Source organism: Streptomyces sp. NPDC054786 (assembly GCF_053611685.1).
On the sequence record NZ_JBSHAW010000037.1, the window covers coordinates 26,116 to 45,806 of the forward strand.

General features: G+C 73.0%; 15 protein-coding genes and 1 pseudogene. 7 read left to right on the plus strand and 9 right to left on the minus strand.

What is annotated here, in order from left to right:
* Positions 1-19: 19 nt before the first annotated feature.
* The 4 genes from ACWGI6_RS28030 to ACWGI6_RS28045 form a co-directional block, all read right to left on the minus strand.
* Positions 20-1,471 carry an ADP-ribosylglycohydrolase family protein gene (locus ACWGI6_RS28030; RefSeq protein ID WP_453270088.1) on the minus strand — a complete coding sequence of 484 codons (1,452 nt, stop codon included), beginning with the start codon at positions 1,469-1,471 and terminating at the stop codon, positions 20-22.
* Positions 1,468-2,664: an ADP-ribosylglycohydrolase family protein gene (locus tag ACWGI6_RS28035; protein WP_453270129.1), complete on the minus strand. Its 1,197-nt coding sequence runs from the start codon at positions 2,662-2,664 to the stop codon at positions 1,468-1,470. Before ACWGI6_RS28035 ends, ACWGI6_RS28030 begins: the two co-directional genes overlap by 4 nt.
* 125 nt (positions 2,665-2,789) lie before the next feature.
* A complete protein-coding gene (locus ACWGI6_RS28040) occupies positions 2,790-4,094 on the minus strand; it encodes an ADP-ribosylglycohydrolase family protein (protein WP_453270089.1) in 1,305 nt (434 codons plus the stop codon).
* On the minus strand, positions 4,091-5,248 hold the full coding sequence (locus ACWGI6_RS28045; RefSeq protein WP_453270090.1) for an ADP-ribosylglycohydrolase family protein: 1,158 nt from the start codon (positions 5,246-5,248) through the stop codon (positions 4,091-4,093). The genes ACWGI6_RS28040 and ACWGI6_RS28045 overlap by 4 nt, the downstream gene beginning before the upstream one ends.
* Positions 5,249-5,614: 366 nt before the next feature.
* On the opposite strand from ACWGI6_RS28045, the gene ACWGI6_RS28050 reads away from it, so the two are divergent.
* The 3 genes from ACWGI6_RS28050 (at position 5,615) to ACWGI6_RS28060 (ending at position 12,693) form a co-directional block, all read left to right on the plus strand.
* Positions 5,615-6,346 (plus strand): VIT1/CCC1 transporter family protein, encoded by a 732-nt coding sequence (locus ACWGI6_RS28050; RefSeq protein WP_453270130.1) that lies wholly within the window; start codon positions 5,615-5,617, stop codon positions 6,344-6,346.
* A gap of 289 nt (positions 6,347-6,635) precedes the next feature.
* Positions 6,636-11,240, plus strand: a complete 4,605-nt coding sequence (gene gltB / locus ACWGI6_RS28055) for a glutamate synthase large subunit (protein ID WP_453270091.1) — start codon at positions 6,636-6,638, stop codon at positions 11,238-11,240.
* Positions 11,233-12,693: a glutamate synthase subunit beta gene (locus ACWGI6_RS28060; RefSeq protein WP_453270092.1), complete on the plus strand. Its 1,461-nt coding sequence runs from the start codon at positions 11,233-11,235 to the stop codon at positions 12,691-12,693. Before gltB ends, ACWGI6_RS28060 begins: the two co-directional genes overlap by 8 nt.
* Before the next feature lie 123 nt (positions 12,694-12,816).
* On the opposite strand, the gene ACWGI6_RS28065 is transcribed toward ACWGI6_RS28060, so the two are convergent.
* Positions 12,817-13,389, minus strand: a complete 573-nt coding sequence (locus tag ACWGI6_RS28065; protein WP_453270093.1) for a hypothetical protein — start codon at positions 13,387-13,389, stop codon at positions 12,817-12,819.
* Between the two features lie 67 nt (positions 13,390-13,456).
* Here ACWGI6_RS28065 and ACWGI6_RS28070 point away from each other — a divergent pair, with 67 nt between their 5' ends.
* Together ACWGI6_RS28070 and ACWGI6_RS28075 are read left to right on the plus strand one after the other, a co-directional pair.
* Complete coding sequence (locus tag ACWGI6_RS28070; protein ID WP_393909633.1) at positions 13,457-14,218, plus strand: winged helix-turn-helix domain-containing protein; 762 nt, start codon at positions 13,457-13,459, stop codon at positions 14,216-14,218.
* A gap of 209 nt (positions 14,219-14,427) precedes the next feature.
* A pseudogene (locus tag ACWGI6_RS28075) lies at positions 14,428-14,639 on the plus strand (SDR family oxidoreductase); the annotation flags it as partial.
* Between the two features lie 40 nt (positions 14,640-14,679).
* Here ACWGI6_RS28075 and ACWGI6_RS28080 read toward each other — a convergent pair.
* Both ACWGI6_RS28080 and ACWGI6_RS28085 read right to left on the minus strand, forming a co-directional pair.
* Positions 14,680-15,156, minus strand: a complete 477-nt coding sequence (locus ACWGI6_RS28080) for a PPOX class F420-dependent oxidoreductase (protein WP_453270094.1) — start codon at positions 15,154-15,156, stop codon at positions 14,680-14,682.
* Between the two features lie 77 nt (positions 15,157-15,233).
* Positions 15,234-15,722, minus strand: coding sequence for a hypothetical protein (locus ACWGI6_RS28085; protein ID WP_453270095.1), 489 nt, complete (start codon positions 15,720-15,722; stop codon positions 15,234-15,236).
* Between the two features lie 162 nt (positions 15,723-15,884).
* Here ACWGI6_RS28085 and ACWGI6_RS28090 point away from each other — a divergent pair, with 162 nt between their 5' ends.
* On the plus strand, positions 15,885-16,619 hold the full coding sequence (locus ACWGI6_RS28090; RefSeq protein WP_453270096.1) for an MBL fold metallo-hydrolase: 735 nt from the start codon (positions 15,885-15,887) through the stop codon (positions 16,617-16,619).
* 114 nt (positions 16,620-16,733) lie between these two features.
* Here ACWGI6_RS28090 and ACWGI6_RS28095 read toward each other — a convergent pair whose 3' ends face one another.
* The gene (locus tag ACWGI6_RS28095; protein WP_453270097.1) at positions 16,734-17,780 is read right to left on the minus strand and encodes a LacI family DNA-binding transcriptional regulator; all 1,047 of its coding nucleotides are present in this window, start codon (positions 17,778-17,780) and stop codon (positions 16,734-16,736) included.
* A 168-nt stretch (positions 17,781-17,948) separates the two neighbouring features.
* Between ACWGI6_RS28095 and ACWGI6_RS28100 the strand changes: the two genes are divergently transcribed.
* Positions 17,949-18,644: an alpha/beta fold hydrolase gene (locus ACWGI6_RS28100; RefSeq protein ID WP_453270098.1), complete on the plus strand. Its 696-nt coding sequence runs from the start codon at positions 17,949-17,951 to the stop codon at positions 18,642-18,644.
* A 48-nt stretch (positions 18,645-18,692) separates the two neighbouring features.
* On the opposite strand, the gene ACWGI6_RS28105 is transcribed toward ACWGI6_RS28100, so the two are convergent.
* Positions 18,693-19,589, minus strand: a complete 897-nt coding sequence (locus tag ACWGI6_RS28105; RefSeq protein WP_453270099.1) for a hypothetical protein — start codon at positions 19,587-19,589, stop codon at positions 18,693-18,695.
* Positions 19,590-19,691: the final 102 nt, after the last annotated feature.

Below are 19,691 nucleotides of genomic sequence, written 5' to 3' on the forward strand. Positions count from 1 at the left end.
CCGGACAGGGACGGGTCGGTCATGGCGCGGGTGCCTCCGGTCGGTCGGGGGAGTGGCGTGGCACGGCCAGGGCGGCGGTACGTGCCGCGAGGGTGTCGAAGCCGATGCCGTCCAGCCCGCCGACGCCGGTGGCGAGCCGGTTGCGCAGCGGTGCCGTCCAGCGGGCGGGCAGCGCCCGGGGTGATCCGGCGAGCAGCCCCGCCAGCGAGCCGGCCGTGGCGCCGTTGGAGTCGGTGTCCCAACCCCCGGACACCGCACGGCAGATGGAGCCGGTGAAGTCGCCGTCGGCGTGGGTGAGCGCGGCGGCCAGCAGTGCCGCGTTCGGCACGGCGTGCACCCAGTGGTGGTGCCCGTACGCGGTGTGCAGCCGGTCGACGACGGCCGCGAAGCCGGCCGGCGTACCGGTGGGCTCGTCGTGCGCCGCCGCGATACCGCAGCGGACGGCCTGCGCGAGCCGGGAAGGCGCCGGGATCACGGCCAGCCCGGCCCGCAGCGCGCCGTGCACGTCGGCGGTGCCGCCGGCCGCCTCGGCGAGCGCGGCGGCCGCGAACATCGAGCCGTACACCCCGTTCGCGGTATGGCTGAGCGTGGCGTCCTTCCAGGCCTCGGCCGCGGCGGCCGCCGGATCGCCGGGGTGCGTCCAGCCGAAGATGTCGGCACGGATCTGCGCGCCGATCCACTCCCGGAACGGGTTGCGGTGCCGCGCGGTGTGCGGCGGCTCGATGCCGTCCAGGAGATTGCGGTACGCGAGGCGCTCGGCGGTGAAGGTACGGCCGGCCGGGAGTTCGTCCAGCCACAGCCGCGCCACATCGGCGGTGGTGAAGCCGTGGCCGTGGCGTTCGAGGAGCAGCAGACCGAGCAGCGGGTAGTTGAGGTCGTCGTCCTCGGGCATACCGTCGATGTTCCCGGCGAGCGAGGTGGTGCGGCTGCGGCGGTTCCACGGGTAGCGCGCGGCCACCGCCGGATCGAGTCCGCTGTCGGTGAAGTACGCGGCCAGTGGCCAGTTACCGGTCGAGCGGGCGAGCGCGCGCACACCGCTGAGCGGCAGCTTCTCGACGGGCTTGCCGAGCAGACAGCCGGCCGCCCGCCCGAGCCAGGCTGCCTCCAGGCGGGCGGTCAGGGTGCGGTCGTCCGGCCGGGGCCCGCGGCTCACCGGCGCCCAGGTTGCCTGAATGGCCGTCAGTCCGGTGGGCTCGTCGTCCTCCGACGGGCAGGGCAGCAGCGCGAGTTCGTCGAGCAGCGTCCCGGCGAGGGCCCGAAGTGCCGGGTCCGCGGGGCCGGGGGAGGCGCCCGCCCGGCCGGTGGCCGTCGTGCCGCCCGCCGCCCGCCACCGCCGGGCGATCCCGGCGGCGTCCCGGCCGTCCTCCGCCGCCTGCCGCAGCTCATGACCGATCAGGTCCTCGGGCTGCACCCAGGTCACCCGGAGCGGGGCCGCGGAAACGGGCCGGGCGACGGCCGCCGTGGCCGTCACCGCTCGCCCGCCTCCGTCATCGCCGGGATGGCCGAGATGGCGGTGAAGGCCTGCTCATGGGTGCGGGCGCGGGCCCGGTCACGGGTGAAGATCTCGCGGGCGACGGCGGCCAGCGCGGTCCCGGGCGCCTGCAGGTCGAGACGGCTGGCGCGGGCGACCTCCTCGCTCCACTCGGCCGGCACCGCCGCCGCGCCGCGCAGGGCGCCGACGAGCGCGCCGCTCATCGTGGCGATCGAGTCGCAGTCACGGCCGTAGTTGACCGCGCCGAGGACCGTGGCCCGGAAGTCGCCGCCACCGATCAGCAACATGCCCAGGGCGATGGGGAGTTCCTCGATGGCGTGCAGCCGGGAGGGGCGCCGGGCACCGAGCGACGGGTTGCGGTAGTCCGGGCCCACCGTGTCGAAGGGGGCGATCGCCGCACGCAGCGGCACCAGCGCCGACTCGGGGTCGGTGAGCGACGCCGCGGCCTCGCAGACCGCCTCGATCGCGGCGCGGGTGCCGTCCTTGGCCAGCCGCAGCGCCTGGACGACGACCGAGGACGGGGTGGCGTCCGGCGTGAACGCGGCGGCCACCGCCGCGGCGAACACCCCCGCCGCCTCCCGCCCGTAGGAGGACTGATGGGCGCCGGAGATGTCCAGCGCCTCGGCGTACGCCCGGTCCGGATTGCCGGCGTTGACGATGCCGACCGGTGCCATGTACATCGCCGCACCACAGTTGACGATGTTTCCGACGCCCGCCTCGCGCGGGTCCGCATGCCCGTAGTGCAGCCGCGCCACGATCCACTTCTCGGCGAGGAAGATCCGCTGCAGCGGCAGCGCCTCGGTCTCCAGCTCGGGGATCCAGCGCGGGGTCCCGATCAGATCCGGTACGAGGTGGTCGGCGATGTCATAGGCGTCGAGGTGATCGCGCACGGTCTCGTAGACCCGCACCAGCGCGTGCGTCATCAAGGTGTCGTCGGTGACGTGGCCGTCGCCCTTGTGGTACGGCGCGATCGGGCGGGCGGTGCGCCAGTCGTCGTGGAACGGTCCGACGATGCCCCCGACCCGGCCGCCGTGCCGCTTGACGATCTCCTGCGGCGACCAGCCCTCCACGGGCCCGCCGAGCGCATCGCCCACGGCGGCGCCGACCAGCGCGCCGGCCGCCCGGTCCTCCAGGGACGGCGGGGCGGAGACGACGGGAGGCACCGGGCTCATGGGCGAGGGCGTGGCGACCGGGGTGACCGCGATGCCCGGCAGGACCCGGGTGGCCTGGGCGGCCTCCGCGCCGGACGCGTCCGCCGTGCCCGGCGTCGTGGCCGGTGTCTGCTCGCTTGCGTAGGTCATGTGCGGGTGAGTCCTTCCACGGTGGGGGAGAGGGAGGCGGCCACAAGGGCGCCGGGGACGGCTTCCGGGAGGGCCGGCGGGACGGCCGCCCCCGCGGCTTCGGGGGCGGTCAGCTCCGTACCGGCGAGCAGCCCGGCCAGCTCGACGAGGTCCGTGCCGGCCAGCCGTGGCAACGCGCAGCCGGACAGCACCCGGCAGGCGTCGCGCCAGGTGCGGGGCAGGGCGTGGGCGCCGCCGAGCACTCCGGTCAGCGCCCCGGCCAGGGCCGGGGCGGAGTCGGCGACCCGGGAGAGGCAGGCGGCGGCCGGTACCGCCTCGGCGACCAGCCCGTCCGACGCCAGCGCGAGCGCCAGTGCCACCGGGACGGTCTCGGCCGCGGCGATGCCGTAGCTGTAGACGTGGTCGACGATCTCGTGCTCCAGCACGGGCACCAGGGCGAAGGCGGTGCCGGGGCGGCAACAACGGCCACGACCGTCGGTGGCGAAGGCCTGGGCGAGCCGGACCGCATGCAGCGCGTTGCGGCGGATCTCGGTGCCCTCGGGGAGCTGGTCCAGCGCCGCGTCCACACAGCCGCCGGCCCCCGCGCCGCCCAGCGCGGCCGCGACCGCGGCGGCCATCGCACGGGCGCCGTGCACCCCGTCGCCGTCCTGGGTGTAGCGCGCGTCGTACTCGGCCAGGTCGGCCGCCGCGGACGGTTCTCCCGGATGCACCACCGCCAGCACGACGGCGCGCACACAGGCCGCGTCGTCGAAGAAGTGCGGGTTGTCGTGGCCGGTGGCGGGCGGCCGCAGCCCGGCGGCGAGGTTGCCGAGCCCGGCCCGTACGGAGATCCGGGCGCGCAGCGGCAGCACGGCGGACTCCACCTCGGGTGCCCGGTCGGCGGCCGCGGCGACCTCGCCGGCCAGCGCGTTCCAGGCGAGGTCGATCGCGGCCCGCATCCGGCGGTCGCGGCCCAGGTCGCTGAGGAGCGCATCGGCCGCGGTGAGCACCGATTCGGCGGTGAAGGCCGCCCACTCGGCGTCGTCGGAGGGGCCCAGCCGCAGCGGCTCGGGCGGCTGGTTCAGCGCGATCGGCACCGGCAGGGTCGTGGTCGCGTTCTGCTCGGCGAAGGTGTCGAGTTCACGGGTCAGCCGCCGGGTCCACTCCGGCATCCGCGCCGCCCGGTGCCGGGCCGCGGGCCACCCGGCGGCGTCGCCCGAGGCCAGCCCGAGCAGCAGCCCTTCGATACGGTCCCGTGCGTCGGCGGTGTCCGGGGGGCCGTCCGGGGCGGCGGCGTCCCGCGGGGCGCGCCCGCCGTTCATCCGGCCCCCACCCCGGCGCCCGTTCCGGCCCCGACGTCCCTCCCGGTCCCCGGCCGCACCGCGGTACGGGCCCAGGCCCCCTGCGGCGTCAGCAGTTCCGCGATGTCCAGGACGTGATAGCCGGCCATCGACGGCAGACAGCTGCCGCGCGCCGGGCCGATGGCACCGGCCCAGTCCTCGGGGATCGCGGCGCCGCCGCAGAGCGCACCGGCCAGCGCGCCGGCCACGGCCGCCGTGGTGTCGGCGTCGCGCCCCATGTTGACCGCGGTCAGCACCGAGCCGGAGAAGTCGCCGCGGGCCGCCGCGAAGGCGCCGAAGGCCAGGCCGACGGCCTCGGGCGCCAGATCCGTCCAGGGGTAGCCGCCGACCACGACCGCGGAGCGCACCGCGCGCTCGGTGCCGAGCTGGGTGATGCCCGGGTCGTAGCGGGAGCGCTGGGCGGCGCCGACCGCCCGGCGCAGCGAGCGGGCGGTCCAGGAGTCCTCCGGTACGACGGACAGCGCGGCGGCGATCACCGCATCGGTGTTGGGGGTCCCCCCTGGAGCGGAGCCTGTCGAAGGTCCTTGGGGGAGGGCGACCATGGCGGTGGCGACCCCGGCGGCCACCGCCATGCCGCCGTAGATGCCCTCGCCGTCGTGGCTGACGGTGCCGTCGATGGCGACCAGCCGGGCGGCCTCGGCGGGCCGCCCGGCGGCGAACACCCCGAACGGCGCGGCGCGCATCGCCAGCCCGTCGCTCCAGGCGTGCCGGTGCTGGGCGGAGATGGGGGCGGCCAGGCCCCGGCGCAGGTTCTCCAGGGTGCCGCGCTCGCTGAAGCCCGCGCCGCGGAACGGCCCCTCGTCGCGGTCGGCGATCCACTGGTGCCACGCGGCCTCGACGTGGGCGACGGTCAGCGCCGAGCCGTGCCCGGCGAGCAGCAGCCCCGAGAAGATGGCGTACTCGGTGTCGTCGGTGCCGGCCGGGTCGTCCTCGACATACCCCTCGATCCGGCCCCAGCGGTGGCGGATCTGCGAGGGCTTCATGTTCTCCGCCGGGGCGCCGAGCGCATCACCGACGGCGAGCCCGAGCATCGCGCCGCGGGCCCGGTCGCGCCCACCGTCGCCCGCGGCGGCGGGCACGGCCGGATCCGCGGGCGGGGAGTGCGCTGCGCTCATGGTGCGTGCCGTTCTGTCGTACGGGCCGGACCGCCGCCCGGGGACGGCGGGGGCGCCGGCCGGGCTTCGGACCGCTGCGCTGTATCCGTGCCACGCGGCGGCCCGGCTCTCCTCTCCGGGGCGGCAGGGTCACCCGGTCGACTCCCTCGGGCGGCCCGCCGGACCGGACCGCCCGAGGACCCGAAAAGGGCGTGTGACCCGGATCTCATCACCGGGTCCGCGGAAAAACCGCAGGTCAGCGCGGTAAGTTCGGCCTTCCTTGCTAGCGGCGGAGGGTAATGCGCGCATAACTTCGAGGTGTTGGAGGGGGAAGTGCCGCCATCGGCCCACACCTCGTTGCAGGGAGTAGGTACCGATATGTCCGTCATGGAGATCATGGATGCCGCGGCGCCGACGCATGTGGCCCACCGCGACAACCACACCCACCGTGATGTCAACGGCGGCTGGCTGCGCCCCGCGGTCTTCGGCGCGATGGACGGGCTGGTCTCGAACCTCGCCCTGATGACGGGTGTCGCCGGCGGTGCGCTGTCGCAGCAGACGATCATCATCACCGGCCTCGCGGGCCTGGCCGCCGGCGCCTTCTCGATGGCCGCGGGGGAGTACACCTCGGTCGCCTCGCAGCGGGAGCTGGTGGAGGCCGAGCTGGATGTCGAGCGGTCCGAGCTGCGCAAGCACCCGAAGGACGAGCTGGAGGAGCTGGCGGCCCTCTACGAATCGCGCGGGGTCGAGCCGGCGCTCGCCCGGCGGGTCGCGGAACAGCTCTCCAGGGACCCGGAGCAGGCCCTGGAGATCCATGCCCGCGAGGAGTTGGGCATCGACCCGTCCGACCTTCCTTCGCCCACCGTTGCCGCGGTTTCCTCCTTCGGATCGTTTGCGCTGGGCGCGCTGCTGCCTGTCCTTCCTTATCTGCTGGGGGCGTCCGAGATCTGGCCCGCGGTGCTGCTCGCGCTGGCCGGGCTGTTCGCCTGCGGGGCCGTGGTGGCACGGGTGACGGCGCGCTCCTGGTGGTTCAGCGGGCTGCGCCAACTGGCCCTCGGCGGCGCCGCGGCGGGTGTGACGTACGCCCTGGGAGGACTGTTCGGAACCGTCGTAGGCTGAGGTGTCATACGAGTGACTGCATAATTACCGCGTTACCCAGCGGTTTCGGTTTGTTGACGACCGGGCATAAGGCCCAGGCGTCGCGGGCAATGTCGCTCGCCGAACGCCGCCTTGTGGGACGGCCCCGATTCCGTCCGCGTACTGACTCACCGCATGTGCGGTGTCCGCATGTTGGAAGCCCCTTTTCGCTTTTTGGGAAGGGAGCCATCCTGTAACCTGCACGAAATTTCGCGGAGGGCCAACGTCGTCCCTCGGCAATGCCTATGCCACGACGACGTTGGGAGAGCCGATGCGTTTCGCGTCCACGCACTCCGCGACCACCAGCAGCGCCAGCGCCGCCGCCTGGTCGCCCATGGACGGCCGCCCTGCCCAGCAGGGCATGTACGACCCGCGCAATGAGCACGACGCCTGTGGCGTCGGCTTTGTGGCCACCCTCACCGGCGAGGCCAGCCACGCACTGGTCGAGCAGGCACTCACCGTCCTGACGAATCTGGAGCACCGCGGTGCCACCGGCTCGGAACCCGACTCGGGTGACGGCGCCGGCATCCTGCTCCAGGTGCCGGACGCGTTCCTTCGCGAGAACGTCACCTTCGAGCTCCCCGAGGCCGGCGCCTACGCCGTCGGCATCGCCTTCCTCCCGTCCGAGGCCCAGGAAGCGGCCGAGGCCGTCTCACGCATCGAGACGATCGCCGGTGAGGAGGGCCTGGACGTCATCGGCTGGCGCGTCGTTCCCGTCGCCCCCCAGCTGCTCGGCAACGGCGCCCGCGCCACCATGCCGGCCTTCTCCCAGATCTTCGTCAGCGATGGCAGGAACACGGGCCTGGCGCTGGACCGCAAGGCCTTCGCGCTGCGCAAGCGCGCCGAGCGGGAGGCCGGGGTCTACTTCCCCTCGCTGTCCGCCCGGACGATTGTCTACAAGGGCATGCTGACCACCGGCCAGCTGGAGCCCTTCTTCCCGGACCTGTCCGACCGCCGCTTCGCCACCGCCATCGCGCTGGTCCACTCGCGGTTCTCCACCAACACCTTCCCGAGCTGGCCGCTCGCGCACCCCTACCGCTTCGTCGCGCACAACGGCGAGATCAACACGGTCAAGGGCAACCGCAACTGGATGCGGGCACGTGAGTCGCAGCTGGCCTCGAAGCTCTTCGGCAGCGAGGACCTGGAGCGGATCTTCCCGGTCTGCACCGCGGACGCCTCCGACTCCGCCTCCTTCGACGAGGTCCTGGAGCTGCTCCACCTCGGCGGCCGTTCGCTGCCGCACTCCGTGCTGATGATGGTCCCCGAGGCGTGGGAGAACTCCCCCTCCATGGACCCGGCCCGGCGTGCCTTCTACCAGTACCACTCCACGATGATGGAGCCCTGGGACGGCCCGGCCTGTGTCACCTTCACCGACGGCAACCAGGTCGGCGCGGTCCTCGACCGCAACGGTCTGCGCCCCGGCCGGTACTGGGTCACCGACGACGGCCTGGTCGTGCTCTCCTCCGAGGTCGGCGTCCTGGACATCGACCCCGCCAAGGTCGTCCGCAAGGGACGTCTGCAGCCCGGCCGGATGTTCCTCGTGGACACCACCGAGGGCCGCATCATCGAGGACGACGAGATCAAGGCGCAGCTCGCCGCCGAGCAGCCCTACCAGGAGTGGCTGGAGTCCGGTCTGATCGAGCTCGCGGACCTGCCCGAGCGTGAGCACATCGTGCACACCCACGCCTCGGTCACCCGCCGCCAGCAGACCTTCGGCTACACCGAGGAAGAGCTGCGCGTCATCCTCGCCCCGATGGCCAAGGCCGGCGCCGAGCCCATCGGCTCGATGGGCACCGACTCGCCGATCGCCGCGCTCTCCGAGCGCCCCCGGCTGCTGTTCGACTACTTCACCCAGCTCTTCGCGCAGGTCACCAACCCGCCGCTGGACGCCATCCGCGAGGAGCTCGTCACCTCGCTGATCTCCTCCCTCGGCCCCCAGGGCAACCTCCTGGAGCCGACCCCGTCCTCCTGCCGCAGCGTGACCCTGCCCTTCCCGGTCATCGACAACGACGAGCTGGCCAAGCTCGTGCACATCAACGCCGACGGCGACATGCCCGGCATGAAGGCCGTGACCCTCTCCGGCCTCTACCGGGTCTCCGGCGGCGGCGAGTCGCTGGCCGCCCGGATCGAGGAGATCTGCGCCGAGGCCGACGCCGCCATCGACGACGGTGCCCGGCTGATCGTGCTCTCCGACCGCCACTCCGACGCCGAGCACGCCCCGATCCCGTCGCTGCTGCTCACCGCCGCGGTCCACCACCACCTCATCGGCACCAAGGAGCGCACCCAGGTCGGTCTGCTCGTCGAGGCCGGCGATGTGCGCGAGGTGCACCATGTCGCGCTGCTCATCGGCTTCGGTGCCGCGGCCGTCAACCCGTACCTGGCCATGGAGTCCGTCGAGGACCTGGTCCGCGCCGGCACCTTCCTGCCCGGCATCGAGGCCGAGGCCGCCATCAAGAACCTCATCAAGGCGCTCGGCAAGGGCGTCCTGAAGGTCATGTCCAAGATGGGCATCTCGACCGTCGCCTCCTACCGCGGCGCGCAGGTCTTCGAGGCCGTCGGTCTGGACGAGGCGTTCGTCGAGAAGTACTTCCACGGCACCGCCACCAAGATCGGCGGCGCCGGCCTGGACGTCATCGCCAAGGAGGTCGCGGCGCGGCACGCCAAGGCCTACCCCGCCTCTGGCATCGCCGCCACGCACCGCGCGCTGGAGATCGGCGGCGAGTACCAGTGGCGCCGCGAGGGCGAGCCGCACCTCTTCGACCCGGACACCGTCTTCCGGCTCCAGCACTCCACCCGCTCGCGCCGCTACGACATCTTCAAGCAGTACACGGAGCGGGTGAACGAGCAGTCCGAGCGGCTGATGACGCTGCGCGGCCTGTTCTCCTTCGCCTCGGAGCGCCCCTCGATCCCGATCGAGGAGGTCGAGTCGGCGTCCGACATCGTCAAGCGCTTCTCCACCGGCGCCATGTCGTACGGCTCCATCTCCCAGGAGGCGCACGAGACCCTGGCCATCGCCATGAACCAGCTGGGCGGCAAGTCCAACACCGGTGAGGGCGGCGAGGACCCGGACCGTCTCTACGACCCGGCGCGCCGTTCCTCCATCAAGCAGGTCGCCTCCGGCCGCTTCGGTGTGACCAGCGAGTACCTCGTCAACTCCGACGACATCCAGATCAAGATGGCCCAGGGCGCCAAGCCCGGTGAGGGCGGTCAGCTGCCCGGCCACAAGGTCTACCCGTGGGTGGCCAAGACCCGGCACTCCACTCCCGGCGTCGGGCTGATTTCGCCGCCGCCGCACCACGACATCTACTCCATCGAGGACCTGGCTCAGCTGATCCACGACCTCAAGAACGCCAACCCGCAGGCCCGCATCCACGTGAAGCTGGTCTCCGAGGTCGGCGTCGGCACGGTCGCCGCCGGTGTCTCCAAGGCGCATGCGGACGTGGTGCTGATCTCCGGCCACGACGGCGGTACGGGTGCCTCGCCGCTCACGTCGCTGAAGCACGCGGGCGGCCCCTGGGAGCTGGGCCTGGCCGAGACCCAGCAGACGCTGCTGCTCAACGGCCTGCGCGACCGGATCGTGGTGCAGACCGACGGTCAGCTCAAGACCGGCCGCGACGTGGTCATCGCCGCCCTGCTGGGCGCCGAGGAGTACGGCTTCGCGACCGCACCCCTGGTCGTCTCCGGCTGCATCATGATGCGCGTCTGCCACCTGGACACCTGCCCGGTCGGCATCGCCACCCAGAACCCGACGCTGCGCGAGCGGTTCAGCGGCAAGGCCGAGTACGTCGTCAACTTCTTCCAGTTCATCGCGGAAGAGGTCCGTGAGATCCTCGCCGAGCTGGGCTTCCGCAGCCTCGACGAGGCCGTCGGCCACGCCGAACTGCTGAACACCTCCCGCGCCGTGGACCACTGGAAGGCGCAGGGCCTGGACCTGGCCCCGCTGCTGCACGTCCCCGAGCTGGCCGACGGCGCCGTGCGCCACCAGGTCATCGAGCAGGACCACGGCCTGGAGAAGGCGCTCGACAACGAGCTGATCAAGCTCGCCGCCGACGCCCTGGCCGCGGAGAACGCCGAGGCCGCCCAGCCGGTCCGGGCACAGATCGCGATCCGGAACATCAACCGGACCGTCGGCACCATGCTCGGCCACGAGGTCACCAAGAAGTTCGGCGGCGCCGGTCTGCCCGACGACACCATCGACATCACCTTCACCGGCTCGGCCGGCCAGTCCTTCGGCGCGTTCCTGCCGCGCGGCATCACGCTGCGCCTGGAGGGCGATGCCAACGACTACGTCGGCAAGGGCCTGTCGGGCGGCCGGGTCATCGTCCGCCCGGACCGCGGCGCCGACCACCTCGCCGAGTACTCCACCATCGCCGGCAACACCCTCGCCTACGGCGCCACCGGCGGCGAGCTGTTCCTGCGCGGCCGGGTCGGCGAGCGCTTCTGCGTCCGTAACTCCGGTGCCACGGTGGTCTCCGAGGGCGTCGGCGACCACGGCTGCGAGTACATGACCGGCGGCCATGCCGTCGTCCTGGGCGAGACCGGCCGCAACTTCGCGGCGGGCATGTCCGGCGGCATCGCCTACGTCATCGACCTCGACCCGGACAACGTCAACCGTGAACTGGCCGATGCGGTCACCACCCCGGACGACACCGACAAGCAGTGGCTGCACGACGTCGTGCGCCGCCACCAGGAGGAGACCGGCTCCACCGTCGCCGAGAAGCTCCTCGCCGACTGGGACGCGGCCGCCGCCCGCTTCAGCAAGGTCGTCCCGGCCACTTTCCAGGCAGTGCTCGCCGCCAAGGACGCCGCCGAGCGAGCCGGACTCTCCGAGTCCGAGACCCACGAGAAGATGATGGAGGCGGCGACCAATGGCTGACCCCAAGGGCTTCCTGAACCACGAGCGCGAGATCGCCAAGACCCGCCCCGTCGAGGAGCGCGTCAACGACTGGAACGAGGTCTACCAGCCCGGCTCCCTGCTGCCGATCATCAGCAAGCAGGCGTCGCGCTGCATGGACTGCGGTATCCCGTTCTGTCACAACGGCTGCCCGCTCGGAAACCTCATCCCCGAGTGGAACGACTACGCCTACCGCGAGGACTGGACCGAGGCCAGCGAGCGGCTGCACGCGACCAACAACTTCCCGGAGTTCACCGGTCGTCTGTGCCCGGCGCCCTGTGAGGCCGCCTGTGTGCTGGGCATCAACCAGCCGCCGGTGACCATCAAGAACGTCGAGGTCTCCATCATCGACAAGGCGTGGGACAACGGGGACGTCACCCCGCAGCCGCCCGAGCGCCTCTCCGGCAAGACCGTCGCCGTCATCGGCTCGGGCCCGGCCGGTCTGGCCGCCGCCCAGCAGCTGACCCGGGCCGGCCACACCGTCGCCGTCTACGAGCGCGCGGACCGTCTCGGCGGCCTCCTGCGCTACGGCATCCCCGAGTTCAAGATGGAGAAGCGCCACATCAACCGCCGCATCGAGCAGATGCGCGCGGAGGGCACCAAGTTCCGTACCGAGGTGGAGATCGGCCGCGACCTCGACGCCAAGAAGCTGCGCAAGCGCTACGACGCCGTGGTCATCGCCGCCGGTGCCACCACCTCCCGCGATCTGCCGGTGCCCGGCCGCGAGCTGACCGGCATCCACTTCGCGATGGAGTACCTCCCGCTCGCCAACAAGGTGCAGGAGGGGGACCTGACGGTCGCCCCGATCACCGCCGAGGGCAAGCATGTCGTGGTCATCGGCGGCGGCGACACCGGCGCGGACTGCGTCGGCACCGCCCACCGCCAGGGCGCGGCCTCCGTCACCCAGCTGGAGATCATGGGCAAGCCGGGCGACGAGCGGAACCCCAACCAGCCCTGGCCGACCTTCCCGATGCTCTACAAGGTCACCTCCGCGCACGAGGAGGGCGGTGAGCGGCTCTACTCCGTCTCCACCACCCACTTCGAGGGCGACGAGGACGGCAACGTCCAGTGGCTGCACCTGACCGAGGTGGAGTTCAAGGACGGCCGCCCGGAGCCGAAGCCGGGCACCGAGCGGAAGATCCCGGCCCAGCTGGTCACCCTCGCCATGGGCTTCACCGGCACCGACCGGGAGAACGGCCTGGTCGAGCAGTTCGGCCTGGAGCTCGACGAGCGCGGCAACGTCGCCCGCGACACGGACTTCGCCACCAACGTCCCCGGCGTGTACGTCGCCGGTGACGCCGGCCGCGGCCAGTCGCTGATCGTGTGGGCCATCGCCGAGGGCCGTTCCGCGGCCAAGGGCGTGGACCGCTTCCTGACCGGAGCCAGCGCCCTGCCGGCTCCCATCAAGCCGACGGATCGCGCACTGACCGTGTGACCCGTCCCCTGATGTCCCGTACAACGTCGTACGGAACAGCCGCGGCGCCTGTCCCCTCCCCCCGACCGGAGGGCAGGCGCCGCGGATTTTTGCCACCGGGCCCGCTGCGCCGCGGCAGGCGCCCTACGAGCCGCCGCGGCCGGCGGGGAAGCGCCGCCCCAACTGCCGTGCCATCTCCCGCGCGGGCGCCGGCACGGCCGGTGGCGGGGGAGTGCCCGACGGCCGGAAATCGTGCACCGGCGGATGCCAGGACTCCAGGTCGATCCGCCGGCCGCCCAGCGGCAGCACCCACCGCGGGTCGGCATGCACCCGCAGCACCTGCGCCTCGATCTGCGTCCACGCCCCGTCGGTGACCGTCCGCTCCCCGACCCGGCGCGCCTCCAACTGCACCGGACAGTGCACCAGTCGGGGCGGCCGCACCAGTTCGGACGGCTCCGTCCACGGCGGGTCCGTGGCGCGGGGCATGACGCTCGACCCCTCCTCGGCTCCCGTCCCGTCCGGCGGCAGATGGAAGACCACGTCCGGGCGCACCGCGAGATTCTGCGCGGTCCGCCCGCGGGCCGGCAGCCAGACGCTGACGACCGGTCCGAGCTCCCATCGGATGCGCAGCTCGACCAGCACGAATGTCCCGTCGTCATTCTCCGTGGACAGCAGCGCCGGGACGACCGAACTGCTCTTCTCCAGCGCGACCTTCATGGTCCCGAGGATAGAAGCCGGATGATTCGGTGCTCACCGAAATGTTATCAGAGGTTACTCTGTGTACATGAAACGATGGGACGCCGATCTGGAAAGCGTCGCGGAAACCCCCGATCTGGCCGCCCTGGCGGCGCTGCTCGCGGACCGCACCCGTGCCGCCATCTGCATGGCCCTGCTCGACGGCGGCTCCTGGACCGCCGGCGAACTGGCCGAGTACGCCGCGGTCGCACCTTCCACCACCACCGAGCACCTCAACCTCCTGGTCTCCGGCGGCCTGCTCGCCGAGGAGCGCCGGGGGCGGCGGCGCTACGTACGCCTGGCCGGAACGGAGGCCGCGGAAACCCTGGAGAACCTCGCCGCCCTGGCCCCCTACCGCCAGGTCCCGATCCGCTCCCTGGCCGAGGCCAACCACCGCAGGGCCCTGCACCACGCCCGGACGTGCTACGACCACATCGCCGGTGCGCTCGGCGTCGCCATCGTCGAGGCGATGATCGAACGCGGCCTGCTGGGGCGGGACTACGGCCCGGTGCTGACCGGCGCCGGCGCCGGCTGGCTGACCGCCCTCGGCATCCCCGACGCCGGTCCTTCGGCCGTCCACCGGGCCCATGTCCGCACCTGCCTCGACTGGACGGTGCGCCGCCGGCATCTCTCCGGCGCGGTCGGCGCCGCCCTCTACCGGCACGCCCTGGAGCAGGGCTGGATCGTCAAGGCCGTCGCCACCCGCATCCTCACCGTCACCGCGACGGGCCGTACGGCCTTCCGTGCGCAGCTCGGGCTGTCCGACGAGGCGCTGTTCCCCTCCCTCGCCCTCGCTCCGCCCCGCACCTGACCGGCCGGGTTCTCAGTCCTCGCCGACCTGGCCGATCCGGTCGTCGCCGAGCTTGCGCCGGGTGTCCTGGAGCAGGATCCGCAGCAGAGCGGCGAGCTGTTCCTGCTGCTCGGGGGTGAGTCCGTCGCACCATCCTGGTCACCGGCGGCGGCACCGGCATCGGGCGCGCCGTCGTCCACCACTTCTCGGACGCCGGCGACGACGTCATCCTCGTCGCGCCCGGCTGTGTCGCCGGCACCGACTTCTTCCGCGACCGGCTCACCGACGAGCGCCGCGACCGCCTGGTGGCGGCCTCGGCGGTGGGTCGCCCGGGGTCCCGGGCCACATCGCCGGGACCGTGGCCTTCCTGGCGTCACCGGCGGCCCGGCACCTGACCGGCCAGGTGCTGAACGTCAACGGCGGTACCCGCACCACCCGTTGACGCCCGCCCGGCCGGCGCACCGGACCGCGACGGGCGCGGGTCAGGCGTCGCCGTCCTCCGTGAGCCGGGCCGGGAAACCGCCGGTCGCGACCGGCCCCCAGCGCAGCGGCGTCACCCGGATCAGCGACTTGCCCTGCTTGCGCATCGCCTCCCGGTACTCGTCCCAGTCCGGGTGCTCCCCGGCGATGTTGCGGTAGTACTCGACGAGCGGCTCGATCGAATCCGGGGCGTCGACGACCTCGGCCTCGCCATCGATCTGCACCCACGGCCCGTTCCATTCGTCGGACAGCACGATGACGCTGACCGACGAGACCCGGCGGGCGTTACGGACCTTGGCGCGCTCCGGATACGTCGACATGACCAGCCGCCCGGAGTCGTCCACCCCGCAGGTCAGCGGCGAGCCCTGCGGGGTGCCGTCGCTGCGGCGGGTGAGCAGGATCGCGCGATGACGGGGGCGGACGAACTCCAGCAGTTCGGGCAGCTCGACACGGGTGTTGCTGGCGGTGGAAGGGCTCATACGGACGAGCCTAGGTGTTGGAGTGCGCTCGAAACGCGCACCGCGCAGCGGACGCGCTGTCCTGCCGCGCGCGCCGGTCAGCCCTTGAGGAGCTGCTTGCCGGTCGCCGCGTCCACGACCTTGCGGCCGTCCAGCGCGCTCTTGAGGTGCACCGTCACCTTGTCGGTGGCCAGTTGCTCGGTGCACATCCCCTTGGCGCTCTTCCGCTTGCCCCAGCCGGTGATCACCACGAGGTCCTTCGACTCATGACTGCGCGCACCGAAGCGGACGTCGCAGGCGCTGTGCCCGACGGTGACGGTGATCTCCCGTACCCCCGTGTTCTTGGGGCGCTCCGCGGCGACCAGCGGCAGCAGCGCCTGCTGCCGGCCGTGCACCGGGGAGACCTTCGGCCAGTCCTGCACTATCTGGTCCGCCCGCCGGTCGAACGCATCCTGCTTCTTCGGCGGCGACGCGGGGGTCACCTTCTGCTGATTCTGGCCACAGCCGGACAGCGCGACGGCACCGGCCGCCGCCAGCGCGAGCACGGTGGTGAGGGTACGGGTGCGGGAGAGGTGGGATCCTCGCATGACATTGCCTCCTTGTGTCACGGATGGGACGCGCCAGGCGCAAGACAGGTTCCGGCCGCATTCCGTCGATGCCGTCGGGGCCGGGGGAGAGGGCCCTTCGCCCGGTCCGCCCACGGCGAAACAGCGGCGGCGGCGGACCGTCCGCCCGCTAGCGTCCGGGTCATGGACGCACTGACCGAGATCACCCCCACCGTCTGGCACCTGCCCTTCCCCGTCGGGCATGTGTATGTCGTCGCCCTCCCCGACGACGGCTACGCGGTGGTCGACACCGGCATCCCCGGCTCGGCCCCCGCCATCCTTGACGCCCTCGCCCGGCTCGGCGGCCGGCCGGAACAGCTGCGGCAGATCGTGCTCACCCACTTCCACCTGGACCACATGGGCTCCGCCGCCGACCTGGCTGCCGCCACCGGCGCCCGCGTCCTGGCCGGCGCACTGGACGCCCCGTACATCCGTGGCACCGCCCCCGAACCCACGCCGGTGCCGACCCCCATGGAACGGTCCCTGCACGAACGGGTCATGGCGGACCTGGCGGCTGCCGGGACACCGCCGCTGCGCCACGCCGAGGTCGATGTCGCCCTGCACGACGGAGACACCCTCGACGGCTGGCGGGAGACGGTGCGGGTGCTGCACGTCCCCGGCCACACACCCGGCGGCATCGCACTGCACCTGCCCGCGAGCCGGCTGCTCTTCCCCGGCGACATCATCGCCACCAGCCCCGACGGCGGCCGAGCGGTCCTCGGCCCGTTCAACGTCGCACGGGAGGAAGCCGTCGCGTCCTTCCGGCGGCTCGCCGCGCTCGACGACGTGGACACGGTGTGCGTACCGCACGGCGTACCCCTGCGCGCCGGCGCACGGGACGTCCTGGCCGCGGCCACGCCGGAGAAGGACTGGCTGTGAGGGCGCGGACCGCCCGGGGCCGGACGATGCGGTGACCCGTACGGGGAGAGGTGCGCGCCCAGGCACCCGAGGCACATGACGGTCCGCGAGGTGCCGCGTGACGGGCCCCGGCCGTCAGCCCGAGTCGCGTGCCTCGACGTGGAAGGTGCCCAGCCGGTGGGTGGTGGGCGCGGTGGCGGGGTCGCGGATCAGGGCGGCGACCAGACCGGCGATCTGCTCCGGGGGCGTCATCTCGGCGCGGACGCTGGTCAGCCGGGGCCGCAGCAGCCGGGCCAGCAGCAGATCGTCGGCGCCGACCACCGCGAGGCGGTCCGGGCCGTCGGCGCCGATGAGGTGGCCGGCGTCCTGGAGGGCGCGCATCAGCAGCATCGCGTACTCGTCGTCGTAGGCGAACACCGCGTCCAGGCCCAGCTCCGGCCACGCCGCCGCCAGCGCCGCCGCGGACTCCTCGGTGCGGGCGAGGCCGAGCGGGCGCACCTCGGCGCCGGGGTGCCCGGCGACCGCGGCCCGTACGCCCGCCAGGCGGGGCTCCGACCGGTCCGCCAGGCCCGGTTCGGCCGGCCGCACCACACCGATCCGGCGGCGGCCGCGGGCCAGGAGGTGCTCACCGGCACGGAGTCCGGCCTCGCGCTGGTCGAGGAGGAGGGCGTGGGCGCCGGGGGGTGGCGACGGGCCGTGGGTGAGGACCGCGGCGGTGCCGGACCGGTGCAGCAGCTCGACGGCGGGCGCGTCCAACGGCGGGCCGTGCAGGGTCAGCACGGCGGCGGGGCGCAGTTCGGCCCAGGCGCGGGCGGCCGCCAAGGGGGAGCCGGCGGGTGCGCCGTGCAGCACGCCGGTGTAGCCGAGGCGGTCCAGCGCGGTCTGGAAGCCGGCCAGGAAGCGGGTGAAGAGGGGGCCGAAGACCGGGGCCGTGTCGGCGGGGGCGGCCAGCACCACGAGGCTGCCCCGGCCGGACCGCAGACTGCGGGCGGCGGCGTGCGGCACATACCCCAGCTCCTCGGCGGCCGCCCGCACCCTGGCCTGGGTGCGCTCGCCGACCCGCCCGGCGGTCTGCCCGTTCAGTACGTAGGAGACCGTGGCGCGCGACACCCCGGCGCGGCGGGCAACAGCCGCACTGGTCGGGGGAGTTGAGGTGGCCCGAGGGCCGGCTCGGTCAGTCATGCTGCTGGGCATCCTCGCACAGGGATTTGGTACGGCGGGCCGGGGCGGGGCGCATCCCTCCACGCTACTTACACGTGTAATCTCGCGCGGGTGCGGCCCGGCCCGGGGGCAACCGGACCGGAGAACATCGGCAGGCGGCGAGCGCGGGAACCGAGGAGAGGCACGGGCATGCAGCTGCACACCCACGAATGGGGCTCCGGTGAACGCACCGCGGTGCTGGTCCACGGGCTGATGTCCGATCACCGCACCTGGCACCGCGTCGGTCCGGCGCTCGCCGACCGGGGCTATCGCGTCCTCGCCGTCGATCTGCGCGGCCACGGCCGCAGCCCGCGCGGCGACTACGACACCGAACTGTTCGCCGAGGACCTCGTGGAGACCCTGCCCGCCTCTCCCGAGGTCGTCATCGGGCATTCACTGGGCGGCCTGGCGCTGTCCCTGGCGGTGGAGCGGCTGCAGCCGCGGCGGGCGGTCTACAGCGATCCGGCGTGGTCGTTCCCCCAGTTCCAGGAGCCCGTCGACCCGGCCCTGTTCGTCACGTTCAAGCGGGCGGACCGGGCGATGCTGCGCACCTTCAATCCGCGCTGGAACGAGGCCGACCTCGACATCGAGCTGGCCACGGTCGCGGAGTGGGACACCGCTACCGCCCTCGCGCTGTCCGCCGTGCACCGGCAGGACCACGTGCCCGAGAAGCCGGTCGTCCCCTCGCTGGTGCAGTTCGCGGGGGAGGGGTTCCTCTTCTCCGAGCGGGCGGCGGACGAGCTGACCGGCCGCGGCTTCGAGGTCCGTACGGTGCCCGGCGTCGGACACACCATCCACCGCGACGACTTCGACGGCTTCATGGCGGGTCTGGAGGGGTGGGTCTAGGGACCGGCCCACCGAACGGCGGCCGGTCCCGAACGGCGCTGCCCGCCGTCACGTATCGCAGTCCAGCAGCGTCTTGCACAGCCCGCAGCGGGCTTGGAGCCGGCCGCGGACCGGGACGCGGATCCGCTGGTGGCAGGCGGGGCAGGGGAAGGACACCCGCAGGGGCGGCGGGCCCTCGAAGGCGTAGTCGCCGGCGGTGGGCGGGTGACCGGCCCGCCGTGGGTCCTGCGCCGCCCGGCGGTCCTTGGCGTAGCGCAGCCGGGCGGCCCAGCCGGCGGCGGCGAGCGGTGGCCGGCGCGCGTCCTGCCGGGCCCGCGCCGCGCCCGCGGTGTACGCGTCGTACCCCTGCGGGCTGGTGAACCACGGTGACGGGTCCTCGCCGAAGAACTCGGCCCGCTTGGCGAGGACGTAGCCGAACTCCTCCGGCGTCAGATAGCCGAGTTTCTGCGAGAACGGGCCGTGCTCACGGTAGGCGTCCAGCAGCAGCCAGCCCGCGCCGAGGTAGGCGGCGGCGGTGTCGGTGAGGATCTCGTTGTCGCGGGTGCCGGGGAACGACAGGTCCAGACGGTGCAGGTACAGATGCATCACCTCATGGGCCAGCGCGGCGCCGATGTCCTTGCGGTGCTTCTTGAAGCGGTCGTTGAGCTCGATGAAGTACTCGGGGCCCGCGGTGAGTTCGACGGCGGCGGCGTGTTCCATCTCGCGGAAGGTGATGACCGTCCGTGCGTCCGGCAGATGCAGCCGGCGGACCATGGCGCGGGCGACCCGCTGTGCCCCCAGGTGCAGATCCTCGGTCTTGTCGAAGGCCACATCGACCGGCAGCACGCTGGTGGCGAAAGTGTTCACCGTGTCGTACGACAGGCGTTTGAACAGCGCATGGACGGCCGCGCGCACCGTGTCGAGATGAGGGTATCCGTGCTCGATCTCACTGCCGCCCGTGGTCACCCGGCCACTGTACGGGGGGCCGGGAAGGTCCGGTATGGGCCGTACGGGGCCTGTGTGGCAGGCGAGTTGGCCGGATGCGCACTCTTGTCACCCTGATCGGCC

Coding starts and splice junctions, on each gene's coding strand:
- ACWGI6_RS28095 (WP_453270097.1), bottom strand. CDS start 17,780: ATGACTGACCGAGCCGGCCCTCGGGCCACCTCAACTCCCCCGACCAGT.
- ACWGI6_RS28070 (WP_393909633.1), top strand. CDS start 13,457: ATGAAACGATGGGACGCCGATCTGGAAAGCGTCGCGGAAACCCCCGAT.
- gltB (WP_453270091.1), top strand. CDS start 6,636: ATGCGTTTCGCGTCCACGCACTCCGCGACCACCAGCAGCGCCAGCGCC.
- ACWGI6_RS28040 (WP_453270089.1), bottom strand. CDS start 4,094: ATGAACGGCGGGCGCGCCCCGCGGGACGCCGCCGCCCCGGACGGCCCC.
- ACWGI6_RS28085 (WP_453270095.1), bottom strand. CDS start 15,722: ATGCGAGGATCCCACCTCTCCCGCACCCGTACCCTCACCACCGTGCTC.
- ACWGI6_RS28050 (WP_453270130.1), top strand. CDS start 5,615: ATGGAGATCATGGATGCCGCGGCGCCGACGCATGTGGCCCACCGCGAC.
- ACWGI6_RS28090 (WP_453270096.1), top strand. CDS start 15,885: ATGGACGCACTGACCGAGATCACCCCCACCGTCTGGCACCTGCCCTTC.
- ACWGI6_RS28065 (WP_453270093.1), bottom strand. CDS start 13,389: ATGAAGGTCGCGCTGGAGAAGAGCAGTTCGGTCGTCCCGGCGCTGCTG.
- ACWGI6_RS28045 (WP_453270090.1), bottom strand. CDS start 5,248: ATGAGCGCAGCGCACTCCCCGCCCGCGGATCCGGCCGTGCCCGCCGCC.
- ACWGI6_RS28035 (WP_453270129.1), bottom strand. CDS start 2,664: ATGAGCCCGGTGCCTCCCGTCGTCTCCGCCCCGCCGTCCCTGGAGGAC.
- ACWGI6_RS28060 (WP_453270092.1), top strand. CDS start 11,233: ATGGCTGACCCCAAGGGCTTCCTGAACCACGAGCGCGAGATCGCCAAG.
- ACWGI6_RS28100 (WP_453270098.1), top strand. CDS start 17,949: ATGCAGCTGCACACCCACGAATGGGGCTCCGGTGAACGCACCGCGGTG.
- ACWGI6_RS28080 (WP_453270094.1), bottom strand. CDS start 15,156: ATGAGCCCTTCCACCGCCAGCAACACCCGTGTCGAGCTGCCCGAACTG.